This window comes from Nocardia sp. Tas62D01 (assembly GCF_055232035.1).
The window spans coordinates 7,547,273-7,562,198 of record NZ_JBUYUZ010000001.1; the positions used below are offsets into that span (position 1 = coordinate 7,547,273).

Annotated in this window: 14 protein-coding genes and 1 pseudogene; 6 read left to right on the forward strand and 9 right to left on the reverse strand. The window is 64.9% G+C overall.

Annotated features, from left to right (window positions below; all coding sequences use genetic code 11):
* Nucleotides 1–76 precede the first annotated feature (76 nt).
* Nucleotides 77–317: pseudogene (locus ACV7NQ_RS36215) on the forward strand (MFS transporter); the annotation flags it as partial.
* 308 nt (nt 318–625) lie between these two features.
* Here the strand turns inward: ACV7NQ_RS36215 and ACV7NQ_RS36220 are convergent.
* The 3 genes from ACV7NQ_RS36220 to ACV7NQ_RS36230 are packed head-to-tail and all read right to left on the reverse strand — an operon-like array spanning nt 626 to nt 4,408.
* Entirely contained in the window at nt 626–1,834 is a 1,209-nt protein-coding gene (locus ACV7NQ_RS36220; RefSeq protein WP_463363668.1) for an aminotransferase class V-fold PLP-dependent enzyme, read from the reverse strand.
* Nucleotides 1,831–2,643, reverse strand: a complete 813-nt coding sequence (locus tag ACV7NQ_RS36225; protein WP_463363669.1) for a tryptophan 2,3-dioxygenase — start codon at nt 2,641–2,643, stop codon at nt 1,831–1,833. The genes ACV7NQ_RS36220 and ACV7NQ_RS36225 overlap by 4 nt, the downstream gene beginning before the upstream one ends.
* Before the next feature lie 40 nt (nt 2,644–2,683).
* Nucleotides 2,684–4,408, reverse strand: a complete 1,725-nt coding sequence (locus ACV7NQ_RS36230; protein ID WP_463363670.1) for a DUF3556 domain-containing protein — start codon at nt 4,406–4,408, stop codon at nt 2,684–2,686.
* Between the two features lie 241 nt (nt 4,409–4,649).
* Between ACV7NQ_RS36230 and ACV7NQ_RS36235 the strand changes: the two genes are divergently transcribed.
* Nucleotides 4,650–4,838 carry a DUF6010 family protein gene (locus tag ACV7NQ_RS36235; protein WP_463363671.1) on the forward strand — a complete coding sequence of 63 codons (189 nt, stop codon included), beginning with the start codon at nt 4,650–4,652 and terminating at the stop codon, nt 4,836–4,838.
* A 360-nt stretch (nt 4,839–5,198) separates the two neighbouring features.
* Here ACV7NQ_RS36235 and ACV7NQ_RS36240 read toward each other — a convergent pair whose 3' ends face one another.
* On the reverse strand, nt 5,199–5,390 hold the full coding sequence (locus ACV7NQ_RS36240) for a hypothetical protein (protein ID WP_463363672.1): 192 nt from the start codon (nt 5,388–5,390) through the stop codon (nt 5,199–5,201).
* An 86-nt stretch (nt 5,391–5,476) separates the two neighbouring features.
* On the opposite strand from ACV7NQ_RS36240, the gene ACV7NQ_RS36245 reads away from it, so the two are divergent.
* The 4 genes from ACV7NQ_RS36245 (at nt 5,477) to ACV7NQ_RS36260 (ending at nt 9,048) form a co-directional block, all read left to right on the forward strand.
* On the forward strand, nt 5,477–6,049 hold the full coding sequence (locus ACV7NQ_RS36245) for a YbhB/YbcL family Raf kinase inhibitor-like protein (protein WP_463363673.1): 573 nt from the start codon (nt 5,477–5,479) through the stop codon (nt 6,047–6,049).
* Between the two features lie 563 nt (nt 6,050–6,612).
* Complete coding sequence (locus tag ACV7NQ_RS36250; RefSeq protein ID WP_463363674.1) at nt 6,613–6,915, forward strand: ArsR/SmtB family transcription factor; 303 nt, start codon at nt 6,613–6,615, stop codon at nt 6,913–6,915.
* Between the two features lie 20 nt (nt 6,916–6,935).
* Nucleotides 6,936–7,940 carry an LLM class flavin-dependent oxidoreductase gene (locus ACV7NQ_RS36255; protein ID WP_463363675.1) on the forward strand — a complete coding sequence of 335 codons (1,005 nt, stop codon included), beginning with the start codon at nt 6,936–6,938 and terminating at the stop codon, nt 7,938–7,940.
* 922 nt (nt 7,941–8,862) lie between these two features.
* Nucleotides 8,863–9,048 carry a hypothetical protein gene (locus tag ACV7NQ_RS36260; RefSeq protein WP_463363676.1) on the forward strand — a complete coding sequence of 62 codons (186 nt, stop codon included), beginning with the start codon at nt 8,863–8,865 and terminating at the stop codon, nt 9,046–9,048.
* 41 nt (nt 9,049–9,089) lie between these two features.
* On the opposite strand, the gene ACV7NQ_RS36265 is transcribed toward ACV7NQ_RS36260, so the two are convergent.
* The 5 genes from ACV7NQ_RS36265 to ACV7NQ_RS36285 all read right to left on the reverse strand — a co-directional run bounded on the left by ACV7NQ_RS36265 (nt 9,090) and on the right by ACV7NQ_RS36285 (nt 14,736).
* A complete protein-coding gene (locus ACV7NQ_RS36265) occupies nt 9,090–10,664 on the reverse strand; it encodes a molybdopterin-dependent oxidoreductase (RefSeq protein ID WP_463363677.1) in 1,575 nt (524 codons plus the stop codon).
* A gap of 800 nt (nt 10,665–11,464) precedes the next feature.
* A complete protein-coding gene (locus tag ACV7NQ_RS36270; protein ID WP_463363678.1) occupies nt 11,465–11,803 on the reverse strand; it encodes an MmcQ/YjbR family DNA-binding protein in 339 nt (112 codons plus the stop codon).
* A 26-nt stretch (nt 11,804–11,829) separates the two neighbouring features.
* Nucleotides 11,830–12,081: a hypothetical protein gene (locus ACV7NQ_RS36275; protein WP_463363679.1), complete on the reverse strand. Its 252-nt coding sequence runs from the start codon at nt 12,079–12,081 to the stop codon at nt 11,830–11,832.
* A 67-nt stretch (nt 12,082–12,148) separates the two neighbouring features.
* The gene (locus ACV7NQ_RS36280) at nt 12,149–13,408 is read right to left on the reverse strand and encodes an MFS transporter (protein ID WP_463363680.1); all 1,260 of its coding nucleotides are present in this window, start codon (nt 13,406–13,408) and stop codon (nt 12,149–12,151) included.
* A gap of 743 nt (nt 13,409–14,151) precedes the next feature.
* On the reverse strand, nt 14,152–14,736 hold the full coding sequence (locus tag ACV7NQ_RS36285) for a transglycosylase SLT domain-containing protein (RefSeq protein WP_463363681.1): 585 nt from the start codon (nt 14,734–14,736) through the stop codon (nt 14,152–14,154).
* Nucleotides 14,737–14,926 lie beyond the last annotated feature (190 nt).

The following is a 14,926-nucleotide window of genomic DNA, read 5'->3' on the forward strand; positions in this document are numbered from 1 at the left end:
GGAAGACTCCTATCAGATATTCTTCGACATCGTCTTCGGCACGCTGCTTTCCTGACACCATGCGGCCGATTCGCCCCGAACACTGAGGTTAGCCACCGACCGTAAGGAACACGTGTCGATCGGATGGCTCGGCGCCGCGCTGCTGACCGGCGGTGTGTCGGTCTTGCTCATCTGGGTGTCGTTCGCCGGGAAAACCGTCTACTACGCCTGGATCTCCCGGGAATCGGCGCTCTATGTCACCGCCGGGGTTTTACTGCTTGTGGCGACCGTGTGGGTGAGTCCCGCGCTGAATCCCGATCATCCCGCTCCGGACAGTCCTCGCCGATGGTCGCCAGGTCGGTTGGGCCGAAGGGCCACCTTCGTACCGTTGAAGCCGTACTGCGCGGCGCGGGCACGCAGATGGCGGATCGCGGACTTCACGTCCTCGACACCGTTACGGCCTGTCCGGCCGGGGCGCATGCAGCGTCGCCCCGCTGCGCGCGCTGCTTTCGAATACGCCGGTCCACGGCAACATCCGTGGGCCCCGCTCCGACCCGGCGGCCATGAGCGCCGCGGCGATCGTCGCCCACCGCGCCCACATCGCCGGGACAGGATGAGGTCGAATTCGGTTCTGCGGGTTGGGTTGTCATGGACGGCCGTGGGTGTCGCGCAGCACCTCGTCGAGGGCGATGATCGCGGATTCCAGTTGGGTGTCCGAAAGATACGGCGCGGGGCCGAACCGAAGGTACTCGCCTCGGCTGTCGGTGGATACGCCGCGATCGGCAAGGCCGCGGCGAAGGTCTGCGGCCTTGGGGGAGCGCAGCGCGAGGAAACCGCCGAAGGCTGATCGTGGTGCGCTGCGGTCTCGGCTGACCAGGTCGGCGGGGGCGTCAAGATGGTCGAACAGTCGCGCCAGTAATTCGTTCTGGTGCAACGAGATTCGGCGGAGGATTGCGGGCGTGAGGTCATGGTCGGCGAAGAACTCGAAGACGTGGCTCGCCCGATAGTGGCTGGTCGGATCGTAGGTCGCGCCGGCAAAGCGGGCCGCGCCCGGCGCGTAACTCACCGGCTGGCCGTCCCCCTCACCTACCAGCTCTCCGAACTCCGCGTACCAGCCGGTGAATACCGGCCGGGCGGCCAGCGCGTGTGGCGGCAGGCGGAGGAAACAGTTGCCCTCGCCCAATTGCAGGTACTTGTAGCCGCCGCCGACTAGCCACGCCGAGTCGAGGCCCATACCCGGCACTGAGAACGGCACCACGCCGAGCGCGTGATAGGCGTCCACCAGCAGTTCGACACCGTGCCGCGCGCAGGCCGCGCTGAGGTCGCCGAGACCGGGCACGATCCGGGAGGTTTCGAACAGCACCGCCGACACCAACACCGCGCTCGTGCGGTCGTCGATGGCCCCGGCGAGGCGCGCGGCAAGCGTGTCGACCGGGTCGGGCGGCAGCCGGACCACCTCGATCCCTTCCTCGCCGAGCCTGGCCAGCTGCCTACGCACGCTGTGGAATTCGCCGCCGGTGGTGACCAGCCTCGGCCGGTGTCGAATGTCCATAGTGGACAGGAATCGGACGACCAATTCGTGGGTGTTGGCGCCGAGCGCGATCTCCGCAGTCGGATCGTCGAATATCCGCCGGAGTCCGGCGCGCACCGCATCGGCCCTGCCGAATGCCCGGTCCCATTTGGCGTCCACCGCGTCGGCCGCGTCGTCGAACGCCTCGATCTGGCCGCGCAGCGCGACATCCGGCCATGCCTGATGAGAATGCCCGGTCAGCAGGGACCGTTGGTCGACGCGGAACCGCGAGTAGTGCGCAGCCAGTGCATTCGGACTGGCGCGCAGCTCGTCGATTGTGGTCACAGCCCGCCCCGGACCGCCCACAGGTCGGCGAACACCGGCCGAAAGAGGGTGCCGCGCAGGTATTCCGCGCCGGAGGAACCGCCGGTCCCGGATTTGTCGCCGATGGTGCGCCGCACCATCATCACGTGTCGATACCGCCATTCCTGCAGTCCCTCGTCCAGATCGACGAGGCGTTCGGCCACCTGCGCCGGGCCGCTGTCGTCCGTGTAGACGGTCAGCAATATCCGCTGAATCTCCGGCGACGGCTCGGCCGGCAAATGCACGTCCCGGTCGAGCTGCTCGGTCGGCACCGGATACCCTTGCTCGGCCAGATATCGTAGGAACGAGTCGTACAGCGAGGGCCGTGACATCGCGTCGACGATGCGGTCGCGGCTGGCACTGGCTTCTGGATAATGCGCGAACGCGCTCTGATCCCGGCGGCCCAGCACGGATTCCAACTCGCGGAACTGCGTGGACTGGAACCCGCTCGACGTATCCAGCCGGGCGCGAAAACTGGTGAATTGCCGCGGTGTCATGGTTTCCAGGACGTCGATCTGCGCCACCACGACCTTGAGGATGGTCAGTGCCCGGCGCAGGGTGTGCAGCGAATGCGTGGTGTTCCCGGCATCCAGTTTTCGTTGCAGATGGGCCAGTTCGTGCAGCAGCTGCTTGAACCACAGTTCGTATACCTGGTGTATGACGATGAACAGCATCTCGTCGTGCTCGTCCGAGCGTGGATGCTGCGCGCCGAGCACATCGTCCAGCGCCAGATACAAACCATAGGTCTGCATGGGTGATTCATTGCCGATGCGATTCGCGGATTCTGCCACCCGTGAATCATGATCGGTTGATCAGCATTGCGTGGCTCATTCATTCAGTTGTGTGGACGGCCACGGGCACGTCGTCTGCCCAGGGCTGGCGGATCACCATGTCCGCGACTTTCACGACTCCGCGCTCGAACTCGCCGGTGGCGGCATCAACGAGGCGGTATTCCTGTGTCTGCTTGTGGATCGGCTGGGCGTCGAGCAGAACGATCCGTACTTCGCCGGGTTCGAACTGACAGCGCTGCTGCATCGCGGCGATGAGTTGCTCGTTGTGCATGTGGCCGTCGCCGAAGTTCCAGCCGACCGCGGTACTACAGATCCGCTCTCCGTCGGTGATGGTGTACTCGTCCTCGCGACCGGTCGGCATGGCCCGGTGGACGAGGGTGAAGAGCGCGCGACCGTGCGTGTTCATGGCGCGGAAGGCGTATCCCAGATACATCGGGATCTGCGCGCGTTCCTTTCCGTAGTACCGCTCCAGCTGTGCCTGCGGCATGCTGGCGATCGAGACAATGCCCTTGCTGATCTTCTCCGCGGCCGACGGTTTGACGCACCACATCGTGGTATCCCAGTTGCCAGCGTAGTACCGCATGCCCGGCAGGAACGAGATCTTGCGGGGGAACAGATTTCCGGCGATGACGATGCTTGCGATCACGACGAACAACACCCCCACCGGCGCAGGGTTGTTCAGACTGCTGAGACCGAGATCGGCGTGCGCGACGAACAACGTCAAGACGCCGAAGATCATGAAGACGTTCCACTCCAACGGCACCCCCATGGGCATGGCGGTCAGAATGGCCAAGTGGAAGCACACCATCACGAACGCGGCGACTGCCGTCAGCCAACCACCGTGAGAGAAGAACAACACCACCGGAACACACATCTCGACGGCAGTGCCGCCGTGGGCGAAAATGCGCGACAAGCGACCCGGCCGCAGATCGTCGGGGAAGCTCTCGAAGAACATGCGCTTCAACGACTTTTGCCGGAACACCGGGCTATTGGACATCATCGTGGACACCACGAATGGGAAGTGCTTGTTCAGCTTCGAGGTCGCCGCGCCCATCCAGATCACGACGAACACCACCTTCGCAGCGACGATCATGTCGGCACCGGTGAACAAGGAGGTGACCGCCAGGGTGGCGTAGACCTCGCCGCGCGCCGCCAGGAAGATCACCTTGTCGCGCAACCCGAGTACCGCAAGCAGGCCGAGAATCACCGCGATCTGCCACACTGGCAGTAGGCCGACCGTCGTGTCCAACGCCGGTATCGGCCCGGTGCCGTCGGACACCAACGCACTCGTCGTCATCACCAGCAACGCCGCGTACAGCGCGACATCCACGGGTGTACGGTTGGTGCCCTTTGTCAGCAGAACGCACTCGGGCCACGGAGGCAGCCGAATAGTCTTGGGCCGCAACCAATACAGTATCGAGCCGAGCGGCGGGAAGAATCTGTTGTTCAGCGGACCGAACCCGCAGCCGAGTCCGACCACCTCGAACAGCAACGTGTACAGCACGGCCTTCTGGAAGACGATCGGTTCCGACCACCAGGCGCCGACACTCGCGAAACCGTCGATGCCCTTGGTGGACAGAGCGAACAGCCAGCCACCAAGGATGTAGAGACAGATCTTGCCGACATAGAACAAGTGCAGTACGACGGGTGTACCGAAGCCCACCTCGGCCCAGTGTCGGGCCATCGGGCGGATCCGTTCACTGCGCGTGCCCCCGCTCCATTCCTCCATGTCGACCACAGGCAGGTCAGGCTCGAGAAACCCCATCAAGCACTCTCCGATTCGAAGACACCGAGGCACGCACCCGAATCAGGTCCCCGAGATCCTCCGATACGTTGGCACGGAAGACATTTGCTGTCAATCACCTCGTAGGCACCTTTGCCGATCCCTGCCAACCTGTTCGTCAGCGAACTGGTCGGTGGTTTGTGTTGCTGGATCGCTCGGTGGCGAAAGTGTCGCGTAGTGCTCGGCATCGCCGGTAGGGCGTCGTATCGCGGCGTGGCGGCGGGTGGCGCTCAAAGGCCACCCCATCATCCCGTTCGCTCACGACTCGTCTCTCGGCTGCGCCATCTGCGATCCTGTCATCGCCCTCTGGTGTCTGCGCGGCGGCCGCTCGCTCCTGCCCCTCCGCAGGCGACCACACCACGGCCACACCGCTGTTGGAGGAGGCAGTAGAGCGGACGAAGCGGCTTCCTGACAGCCGTCGACGGCATTGCGTTCATCGAACCGGAGGCACTGAAAAGCATTACGAGTGAATGCCTTTCACTAGAGGCGGTCGTCTCGGCGCTCTGGCGCGACAGTTCCTGGAGAGCTGATGTAGCTGCCCCGTGACATCGCGGATTCTGGATGACCAGCATGGTCGTCTCATGACATGCGAGCGCCCATACCGAAGCCGCGCACGGACTAGCGTGCCTGCGAGGCATGTGCGCCCCGGGGCAGCAGCTGCAGGGTAAGGACGTCGGTGGCCCAGTCCGCCCACTCCTCACGAGACGGCGCTACCCTGGGTGAAAGTGTCGGCGGACGGTCATGTTGTCGTGTTCCTCAACTGCGGCAGGCCCTAGGTCAGTCGCTGCAGCAGCACAAGGGTTTGTGAGAGTTGGTCTCGCTCTGCCTTGTCCATACGGGTGGCGATCATCGATGCCAACTGTCCGTGGCAGGCTTCGCGGCGCTCGCTCAGCAGGTCTTTCCCGTCCTCGGTGATGACCAGCTGTTCGCGTCGGCGATCGCTCGTATCTGCGTTGCGCCGCACTAGGTTTCGGTCCACTAGCGTGCTAATGGTGACAACACGATGACTCTGACACCAAGGACGACCTCAACGCAATCAAGGAGATTCACATGGCGATTCTCGGCACCCTGCTGAAGAACCGACGCGCCGGGCAAGCGGGCCTGGTGTGGAACCTGCCTGCCCTGGCGGGTAAGGAGACACTCGGGCTGCGCAGTCCCGACTTCGACCACGAGGCAACCATCGGCAAAGCCCATGCCTCGACGCGGATCGGTGGCGACGACCTGTCCCCGGCCCTGACCTGGAACGACGCGCCGCACGATACGGCGCAACTAATGCTGGTGATCGAAGACCCCGATGCGCCGACAAGATTGCCGTTCGTGCACTGTGTCGCGCTGCTCGAGCCGACCGTCACCACCTTGGCGGCGGGCGCGCTGAACGCGAAGAATCCCGCAGCCGGCGTACGGCTGTTGCGTTCGGGAATGGGTCGCGGCTACATGGGTCCCGCGCCGATCAAGGGCCATGGCCCGCACCGGTACGTATTTCAGCTCCTCGCCTCATCCGAGCCGATTGTCTCCGCCCCGGGCGATGTCGCGTTGGAGTCGATGAAGCCGCGCGACATGCTGGCCGCCGCTCGGGGTCCGGTTCTGTCCCGTGGTCGGGTAGACGGCTTCTACGAGCGCTGATAGCCCGCGGCGTCGACATCCCGTGGCCCCTGCGAGACTGGGTATGGCCGTTCAGTCGAACCCCGCACCAGGCGATATCGCCGGTGCACCGAACAATGTCATCTCTCTGCCGGTTCGGCCGTGGACTACCTGTTCAGGCCGAATACTGATGGTGGTCAGCAGAATCGGCGCGCCGATCCGATCGAACCCCAGCGCGAGGGGTCCCGGCCGATCCAGATCGGCCCGGAAACTGCTCGCCCACACCGTTCTCCCTGTGCCCTGGGCATTCCATTTCGGCCGACACCGGCGGCCGAGCATTCTCACTTGTTCCGGGCTACGCTCGGCGGTCGAGCCGGGTCCGCAGGCGACACACAGGCCCGAGAGGTAGTCGATCAAAGGCGGACTCGGTCGCAGCCTGGCTGAGTCGGTGGGCGACGGTGTCGGAGTCGCCGTCGACGGTGTCGGTGGCGCCGAGTGCTGTGCGAGGCTCGCCCGCTCGGAGTTGGTCGGCTGAGCGTGAGCAGTGTCATGGTGCCCATCTGCCGCTCACGGCGTAAATTCGTTAATTAGCGAAATATCGAAGGATGGTGAGCGTGCTCGACGAGTGCAAAGCCTTGGCGAATGAGACGCGACTTCGCATCCTGGAGTGGCTCAAGGACCCGGATGCGAGTTTCCCGGAAAGGGCGGGGGAGGCAGCCGAGCTCGGCGTATGTGTCGGTCTCATCCAGCAGAAGGCGGGGACCTCGGCCTCGACGATATCGGCGCATCTGGCGATCCTGCAGCGCGCGGGATTCCTTCGTGCCACCCGTCGCGGGCAGTGGACGTACTACCGCCGCGACGATGCCTGCATCCGGGCCTTCACCGAACAACTCCACCGCGTTCTCTGACACACGAAAGGCAGCGTCATATGCTCCCAGCCCTGTCCATCCTCGACCTGGCGTCGATCGCACCCGGCCACACCGCGCGTGACAGTTTCGACAACAGCGTCGCACTCGCCCGGGCTGCTGAACGCAGCGGTTATCGACGCGTCTGGTACGCCGAGCATCACAACATGCCGTCGATCGCGTCGAGCGCAACGAGCGTTCTCATCGGCCATGTCGCGGTACATACCGACACCATTCGGCTCGGCTCGGGCGGCATCATGCTGCCCAACCACTCGCCGCTGGTGATCGCGGAGCAGTTCGGCACACTGGAGACGCTGTTTCCCGGACGGATCGACCTCGGGCTCGGCCGGGCGCCGGGCAGTGACCAGAAAACCATGCTGGCGCTGCGACGTAACCCGGCATCGGCGGACTCCTTCCCGCAGGATGTGCTGGAGCTGCAGGGCTACCTGACGGGGCGGTCGCGGGTGTCGGGCGTGCAGGCGATTCCGCGAGCGGAAGGGATTGTGCCGCTCTACATTCTGGGTTCGTCACTGTTCGGTGCGCAGCTCGCCGCGCAGCTCGGCCTGCCGTACGCCTTCGCGTCCCATTTCGCACCGGACGCTCTGCACCAGGCGGTCGCCGTCTACCGCGAAAATTTCCAGCCGTCGGAGCAGCTGGCCGAGCCATACGTGATGGCCGGTGTCAATGTCTTCGCCGCCGAGAGCCACGACGAGGCGGCAGCGCAGAAGACGATCGCCTACCGGGCCAGAGCACGGGCGATGGTCACGCGAGGTGCGGCGGATGCCAACTTCACCGACGCGGAGATCGACGCGTTCCTTGCCTCGCCGAACGGCCTCCAGCTCGCATCGATGACCAGGTACACCGCCGTCGGCACACCCACTGAAGTCTGTGCGTACCTGGACGACTTCGCCGCCTCCACCCACGCCGACGAGCTCATCCTCGCCCACCACGCCACGCGAATCGACGACCGAGTGCGGTCCGTCGAACTCACCGGCGCCGCCGTAGCGGCAGCCGCTGCGATCCGGTAATCGGCTGCTCCAGCCTTTCGGGCCGAGACGCGACCGTTTCGTCCTTCGTACCGCAGCCGTCCGACGAGGCAGCTGGGAGATTCTCGGTCGACGGTGTCGAAATGCTCGATACGCGCCGGACGCCGACTGGCGGGCGGGCCGCCGCGGTGCTCGATCGCGGTCGGGGCAATCACATCGTGATGCGGAGTCAGCAAAGGAATAACGTCATCCCAAACCCGCGCGGACATCGTGACACCGTGTAGAAGGACGAGCGGAGTCTTGCCGGCAGGCCCAACTCGACAAACTGCGCGCCTCCGTGCTGTACCTGCTCGGCGGGCCGTGGGATGTCGCATACCAGAACGGCATACGCGATTTCGAGCATGTGCCGCCGAGCCTGCCTCCGCTCCTCCGGTGTCGGGCACTTCGGCACCTATTTCGCCCCGAACGGGGAGCGTACGCGACACTGCTCGGTGATTGGATTCGCTGGCAGGTCGCGGGGGACCGGCATGCCGCCGAGAGATTCGTGGGCCGCAGTGCGGGTTGTGTGTCGACCCGGCCTGGACGATCAAGACACGCAATATCGCGTGAATCGACAACTCACCGGTGATGCGCCACTTGCAGCGGCGTCGAGGCATCGCCGACCAGCGGGGCGGATGTCGCGCCGGACACTGTGACCCGGCGGGAGTCTGTACACATTCAGATAATGCGATATGCGCATCTAAATATATATGATCCGATACGTCGGCAGAAGGAGACTCCAGGGCACGAGCTGATCATTTCGCAGCGCCACTACGGGCGCAGTGGCGTAGCTGTTGATCCATTGATCCGACCGGGCGGCACCCGGGAACCGCAGCGCGAGCACACCGAAGACGATCGCGGGCAGCTTGTTTCCGTGGCACGATGGACGTTCCAGGTGGGTGGCGACCTGAGCTGAGGAGCGGCAATGCGCTGGGTGTGGTTGATCGTCGGGGTGCTGCTCATGCTGATGGGTGGTCTGTGGACGCTGCAAGGGCTCAACCTGCTCGGGCAGAGTGGCGGAATGAATGGACAAGCAATCTGGGCGGTCATCGGCCTGATCGTCGTCGTCGTCGGCCTTTTCCTGGCGGGCGTCGGCCTGCGGAGGCGCTAGCTTGCCGATTGCGACATCCGCGTCGGGCCGGGAGCCTGCGGCTACCCGACCCGGACGGACACGGACGGATAGCCGGACGCGCCGTCCGGGACCACGTCCGTTCTTTCGGCGGTCTGCACGGCGCCTGTGCCGTCGGTCGCACGGGCGCGCACGGTGTGTTGCCCTGGCGTCGCGTCCCACTGATAAACCCATTGCCGCCAGGTGTCGATCGAGTACTCCTGGGACAGTTGCGCGGGCTTCCACTCGTCGTTGTCGACCTGGACCTCGACGGCTGTGACACCTCGATGCTGGGCCCAGGCGATGCCCGCGATCGCAACGGGGCCCGTCGATAGCTTCGTCGATGACTTCGGCGTGTCGATTCTGGCTTCGGTTTTGATCGGGCCTTGGGTCGACCAGCCACGCCGAGCCCAGTATCCCCGCGCCCGATCGAACCGGGTCACCTCGAGATCGATCACCCATTTGGTTGCCGAGAGGTACCCGTACAGCCCCGGGACGACGAGGCGGACCGGATAGCCGTGAAGGATGGGCAAAGGTTCGCCGTTCATGCCGATGGCCAGCATCGCATCACGGCCGTCGGTCAGCGCCGTCAGCGGGGTTCCGGCGGTGAAGTCGTCGACGCTGGTGGACAGCACCATGTCGGCGCCCGAGCGCACGCCCGCCTCCGCCAGCAGATCGGCGACCCGGTAGCCGAGCCACCGCGCGTTGCCCGTCAGGTCGCCACCGACGGGGTTGGACACGCAGGTCAAGGTTAATATCCGCTCGATCGGCATGCGCTCGGCCATGTCGGCGTAGGAGATGGTCATCTCTCGGTCGACCATGCCGTGGATGCGCAACTTCCAGTCATCGGTCGAGAGCTGCGGCACGGTCAACGCTGTGTCGATCCGGTAGAAGCTGGAATTCGAGGTGACAAATGATGTCAGCCCTGGAACCTGCAGTTCGGACGCGGCGGGAATGGGAGCCGCAGGCTCGGTCGGGGTGGGCAGCCGGACTGCCGCCCGGTTCCCGGACACGTCATTGGCTCTAGCGGCGAGTTGTCGCCCGGTCAGTCCGGTTAGCAGCGCGAGCATGCCGACGCCGACCACTCCACCCAGGAGCTGGCGCCGTGCCGTCTTCTCCGATGGGGGTGCAGCGCCGACCGGTTCCGTAGCGGCATCGCTCTTTCGGCGGGATGCCGTCCGGGGTTTCGCGGGCGGGGTGGCGTCGATGCGTCGTATCAGCATTCGCAGCGCAAGCAGTCCGACGAGGCTGCCGAGCAGCGTCGGGAGGGCGTAGGTCCACGACGCGTTCGTGCGAGTGCAGGCGGCTATCACGCCTGCGACGCCGAAGACGACGAACAGCGCCGACCCGAGTGGCCGGGTGGTCCGCTCCAGCAAGCCGGCGAGCGCGGCGACGCCGATCGCCACCACGAAAATCGACGCGTACAGCAATAGCTTGTCATTGGTGCCGAAGGTTCCGATGACCCATTCACGAAGATTCTGTGGGGTGATGTCGATGACATTGGAGCCGAAGGCGTTGAGCGGCGCACTGTTTGCGCCGATCGGGACCGAAATCAGCTCGGCGACACCGATGGTGGCTCCGGCGGACACGATCCCGCTCGATGCTCGCAGATTTGCCATGAGCAATGAGCGTACCGCGACGTATTCGTTGTGGAATGTTTGCTACGTGGCAACTTCTCTTGGTTTTGCCGGTGCTGACGGCTGTTGGTTTTTGATGAGAGGGCGATCAACGATCTTGCCCGCATCGAGGTCCATCGGGTCGACATAATTCGGGCTGTCTGTTCGGACGTAGCGAACCCGTTGAGCGAATGCTGGTGGCGGTCAGCAGAATTGATGTTGTCGCCGTGATCCCGCCGAGACTTTGTTCACGTGACCGATTTCGCTCGCGCGCTACTGGTTGTGGCCGACGTGGTGGCGGGGGAACCTCGCGGACAAGGTGGTGTGGCGTCAGGTACGCAACAGGGCGTGCTCGGCGATGCACCTGAAACCCACCTGGCGCCGACTAGCGCTCATGTGCAGGGGTCCAGTTGGACCAGGCTGGCTCGGCCGTCGCTCGGGTCGGGGACGCGCTCGCAACCTGTGCGTTCGAACTGGTCGACCAGGAATCGGCGGTCTGCTTGGTGACCTGCGCCTGCTCGACCCAATTCGGTGAGGCGGGTGCCGTACGGGCCGATGCGCTGGGCCAGCCGCCCCTGGGCGATGGTGGTGTCGCAGACGACGGGCAGATCGCATCGTCCGTCGGACTCGATCTCGTAGCGTCGGCGATCTTCGCTACCTCCACTTGGCGGAGGCGATCGAGCTGCGATCGCGGTTGTCCACCGTGCGTTGCCCTCTCGGGCATCCGCTCACGCCGAGATGAGTGCGCTCGGCAGTGGGCGGATTGTGAAGCCGAGGTCGGTGCGGGGCAATCGGCAGCCGCGTCACCCGGCATCGTTGAGTAGATGTCGGGGTGCGGCCTGTCGCCACGAGTCGAGAACGATGGTTTCCAGTTCGTCCCGGTCGTCGAGGGCGGCGAGGCGCACTCGGACCCAGGCGTTGTTGGCTTCGTGGGCGGCGATCCAGAACTTGTTCGGTTCGGCGACGGCCAGTTCGTCGCGGTCGGTGACGGGGCAGCGGGCCGCCATCGAGGTTTCGTCCTCCGGGAGGGTGAGGAACAGCTTGCCGGTGACCCGAAAAGTCGGCATCCCCCAAGTGAACTGCTCGGACGTCTCCGGCAACGACAAGGCAAAGGAGCGGACATCGTCCCCGGCGGCACTCATGTACCGAATCCTTCCAGGCGCCCATCTCAGATCGCGCCGACGGTCGGTCGGGTACGAGTGAGGATCCGGCCCGCATCGAGTTCGAGGATCTCATGGAAGACGTCGGGAACCAGATCATGGGTGGCGACCAGGAGGGCGTGATCCTCAGCAGCGGCCACGATGCTTGCCATCACCGCGTCGGCCGTGGACGGGCTATGAGTAGGTCGCCTGCCCGCTGTGGGACCAGGCCGGGTCAGCATGGCGACGCTCGCGGTCAGCGAGCCGTCGAGGAGTTTCATCGACTCGATCCTGCCGCGGCGGACGCGGATGAATCGGTGGCGGCTGCCGTCAGTCGGCTATCGGGGATTACGACTCTCGCGCTGTGCTCGGTGATGGCGATGTTGTGAACGGAATAGGTTGAGATGTCCTAGAGTTGGCGGGGCGCGGGCCGACCAGCCAGGACGCGGACGCCGCAGCGACTGCCAGCACTGCTGCGGCGACGGCGAAGGCAATGCCCGCGGTCCGCAGGCCCCAGGCATGTGCGGCCAAGCCTTCTCCGACGACCGGGATGGAGATGGCGAGGTAGGCGATGACGAACAGCGTGGAGGTGACCCCAGCTCGGTGGTGAGCGGGGGCCGCGTCGGTAACGCTGCGGACGCTCTTGCTGAAGCTGATGCCTTGTCCCGCTCCGGCTGCCACCGCGCCGATGACGAGTAAGACAGCCGACGAGCGGAGCAAGGCGAGCAGAATGAACACCATGCCCGCCACCAAGACCACGCAGCCTACGGGCAGGGCGGTCGACGTGCGCATCGGCCCAGTCGCTATCTGAGCCAAGGCAGACGAAAAGAACACCGCCGAGACCACGATCCCTGCGACGGCAACGTTGTGGATGTTGAGGATTTGCGCCAGGAACGTCGGCGCTACCGCGGTGAACAGTCCGAGGACCGCGAACCCCGCGAAGGTCGCAATGGCGGCGGGCACGAACGTTGCCCGCATCTGAGCCGGAACCACCAAAGACCGCACAGTTAGTCGTCCGCCCGAGGTCATAGTGGCGGTCTCCCGGGCCCGCAACAGACCCACGCACGCCACCACCAACAGCGCGAGATGGCAAACGAACGCCAGATGTAGTGGCCAGCGCAGGTATTGCACAAGCAATCCGCCCATCACGGGTCCCAGCCCCAACCCGGCCATGTTCGCGATCGTCGCGACGATTGCCGCGCGCGAACGCCATTGTGGTGAAGCGGCTTCGACGATAGCGACAGTGGCGGTACCGGTGAAGATACCCGCGGACAACCCGGACAGTGCCCGTCCGACCAACAGCTGCCAGACCGGGCCCGCAGTGAGAAACACGACCGAACTGGCTGCTGCGGCAACCGTTCCTGCCAGCAACATAGGTCGGCGACCGAGCACATCGGACCAGCTGCCGAAACCGATGAGCGCGACGATCACACCAGCCGCATAGGTGGCGAAGACGATGGTCGTGGTCAACACCGAAAAGTGCAGTCGCTGTGCGTACGACATATACATCGGCGTCGGCAGCGTGGTACCGAGCATCACCACCGTGAACGCGTAAACGACGAGGGCCATCGGACTGGGTCGGGTCGGTCCAGCAGGGTAATTGTTCATGGCACCGCCATTCAGGATTCCGGGGGGCGTTCCTCGTACAGTTCGGCGACTTCGAACCAGGGTGTCCGCACGACTACCGGGGCGGCTTCGACGCCGCCCGGGCAAACGGGAGTGGCCAGACTGTTCCCGGCGCGCTCCTGCGCAATCTATATCTTGGCTGGGCGAAGTGCATTCTGCGAATCGTCGGGTCAGCGCCGATGATCTGCGGAGCCCCGGTGCGAATGATAGTGATCGCCACCCCATGAACAGGCTTAGTGTGGTCCATACGGCCACGGTCGGGCCAAGGGGAAGCCGTACCCCGCGGCGGCCCACATCTCCGTTTGCGTAGCGGTCGAACTGATGCCGCTATGCGTGGCCGGCGCAGCGTGTCCGCCGAGAGCCGGCACCGCCGAGGCAGTGCCGGATGCGAGGCCGATCAACGGTGCGATAGCAACGGCGGCGACCGCCCCGCGGACAAAGGTCCTCGTCATTGTTCTCACCTTCATCTTCCGTGTTGTAGGCGCGCGTGTGATGGGTCGGTCGGGTCTGATCTACGAATCCATCGTTGCGCCCCACAGAGCGGGACGTCGTCACCGTCAGCATGTCTATGTGGATTGCAGTTAGCCGGAATCTCGGCTTGCCTGGTAGGGGCAATGACGCGCCCACTGGCGCGAGTGAGGATGATCGTGCGACGGCGGGGGTCGGGAGACGGCAACGTCTCCCCGTTGGTGAGACGAGGAGGCGTTGTTTGGGTACGGTCGAGACTAGTAAGCTGAGTTAACGTTGTCCATCGAGCCGTAGCGGTTGGCCGCGTAGTTGCAGGCCGCGGTGATGTTGGCAACCGGGTCCCAGATGTCGAAGGCGGTGCCGTCGACGTGGAACGCGTTGAAAGTCGGGTCGATCACCTGGAGTAGACCCTTGGAAGGCGTGCCGGCGGCGGCGTTGGAGTCCCACTTGTTGATGGCGCGGGGGTTGCCGCCGGATTCGCGCATCACGTTGCGGTGGATGCCGTCGTAGCTGCCCGGGATGTTGTGGGCGTGCATGATGTCGAGGGCTTGGCGGATCCAGCCGTCGAGGTTGTTCTCGTAGACCGGGGCCTGCTGGGGCAGGAAGGGTAGGGGCGGCAGCGCGGGCAGTCCAGGTAGCGCGAAGGCCGGGGCGTCGATCGGCGCGGCGACGGCGACCGGCTGCTGCTCGGCGACCATCGCAACGTGGGACGGAACGCTGTCGTCGGCCACCGCCACCGCGGAGGAGCCGCCGACGGCGATGACGCCGGCTGCGGCCACCACGACGGTGACACCGCCACGGAGCGATTGGCGGCGGAAAGAAGAAAGGCGTAAGTCAGGCATTACGAAATCAGTTCCTTGATCATGCAGCGATCCGGCCCGCAGGAGGCAGCGCGGATCCACCGCGGGCGTTTGGTGGGGGAGCTCGCCTGTATCGGCTCATGTGCTGTTTTCGGATTCTGTTGTGAAGGCCAGGGGTTCGGATTCCTGGCGGCGCGACGCGGTGAGAGCTAGACGCGGTGAGAGCTACTCG

Coding starts and splice junctions, on each gene's coding strand:
- ACV7NQ_RS36230 (WP_463363670.1), bottom strand. CDS start 4,408: ATGGGGTTTCTCGAGCCTGACCTGCCTGTGGTCGACATGGAGGAATGG.
- ACV7NQ_RS36245 (WP_463363673.1), top strand. CDS start 5,477: ATGGCGATTCTCGGCACCCTGCTGAAGAACCGACGCGCCGGGCAAGCG.
- ACV7NQ_RS36250 (WP_463363674.1), top strand. CDS start 6,613: ATGGTGAGCGTGCTCGACGAGTGCAAAGCCTTGGCGAATGAGACGCGA.
- ACV7NQ_RS36255 (WP_463363675.1), top strand. CDS start 6,936: ATGCTCCCAGCCCTGTCCATCCTCGACCTGGCGTCGATCGCACCCGGC.
- ACV7NQ_RS36260 (WP_463363676.1), top strand. CDS start 8,863: ATGCGCTGGGTGTGGTTGATCGTCGGGGTGCTGCTCATGCTGATGGGT.
- ACV7NQ_RS36265 (WP_463363677.1), bottom strand. CDS start 10,664: ATGGCAAATCTGCGAGCATCGAGCGGGATCGTGTCCGCCGGAGCCACC.
- ACV7NQ_RS36270 (WP_463363678.1), bottom strand. CDS start 11,803: ATGAGTGCCGCCGGGGACGATGTCCGCTCCTTTGCCTTGTCGTTGCCG.
- ACV7NQ_RS36275 (WP_463363679.1), bottom strand. CDS start 12,081: ATGAAACTCCTCGACGGCTCGCTGACCGCGAGCGTCGCCATGCTGACC.
- ACV7NQ_RS36280 (WP_463363680.1), bottom strand. CDS start 13,408: ATGAACAATTACCCTGCTGGACCGACCCGACCCAGTCCGATGGCCCTC.
- ACV7NQ_RS36285 (WP_463363681.1), bottom strand. CDS start 14,736: ATGCCTGACTTACGCCTTTCTTCTTTCCGCCGCCAATCGCTCCGTGGC.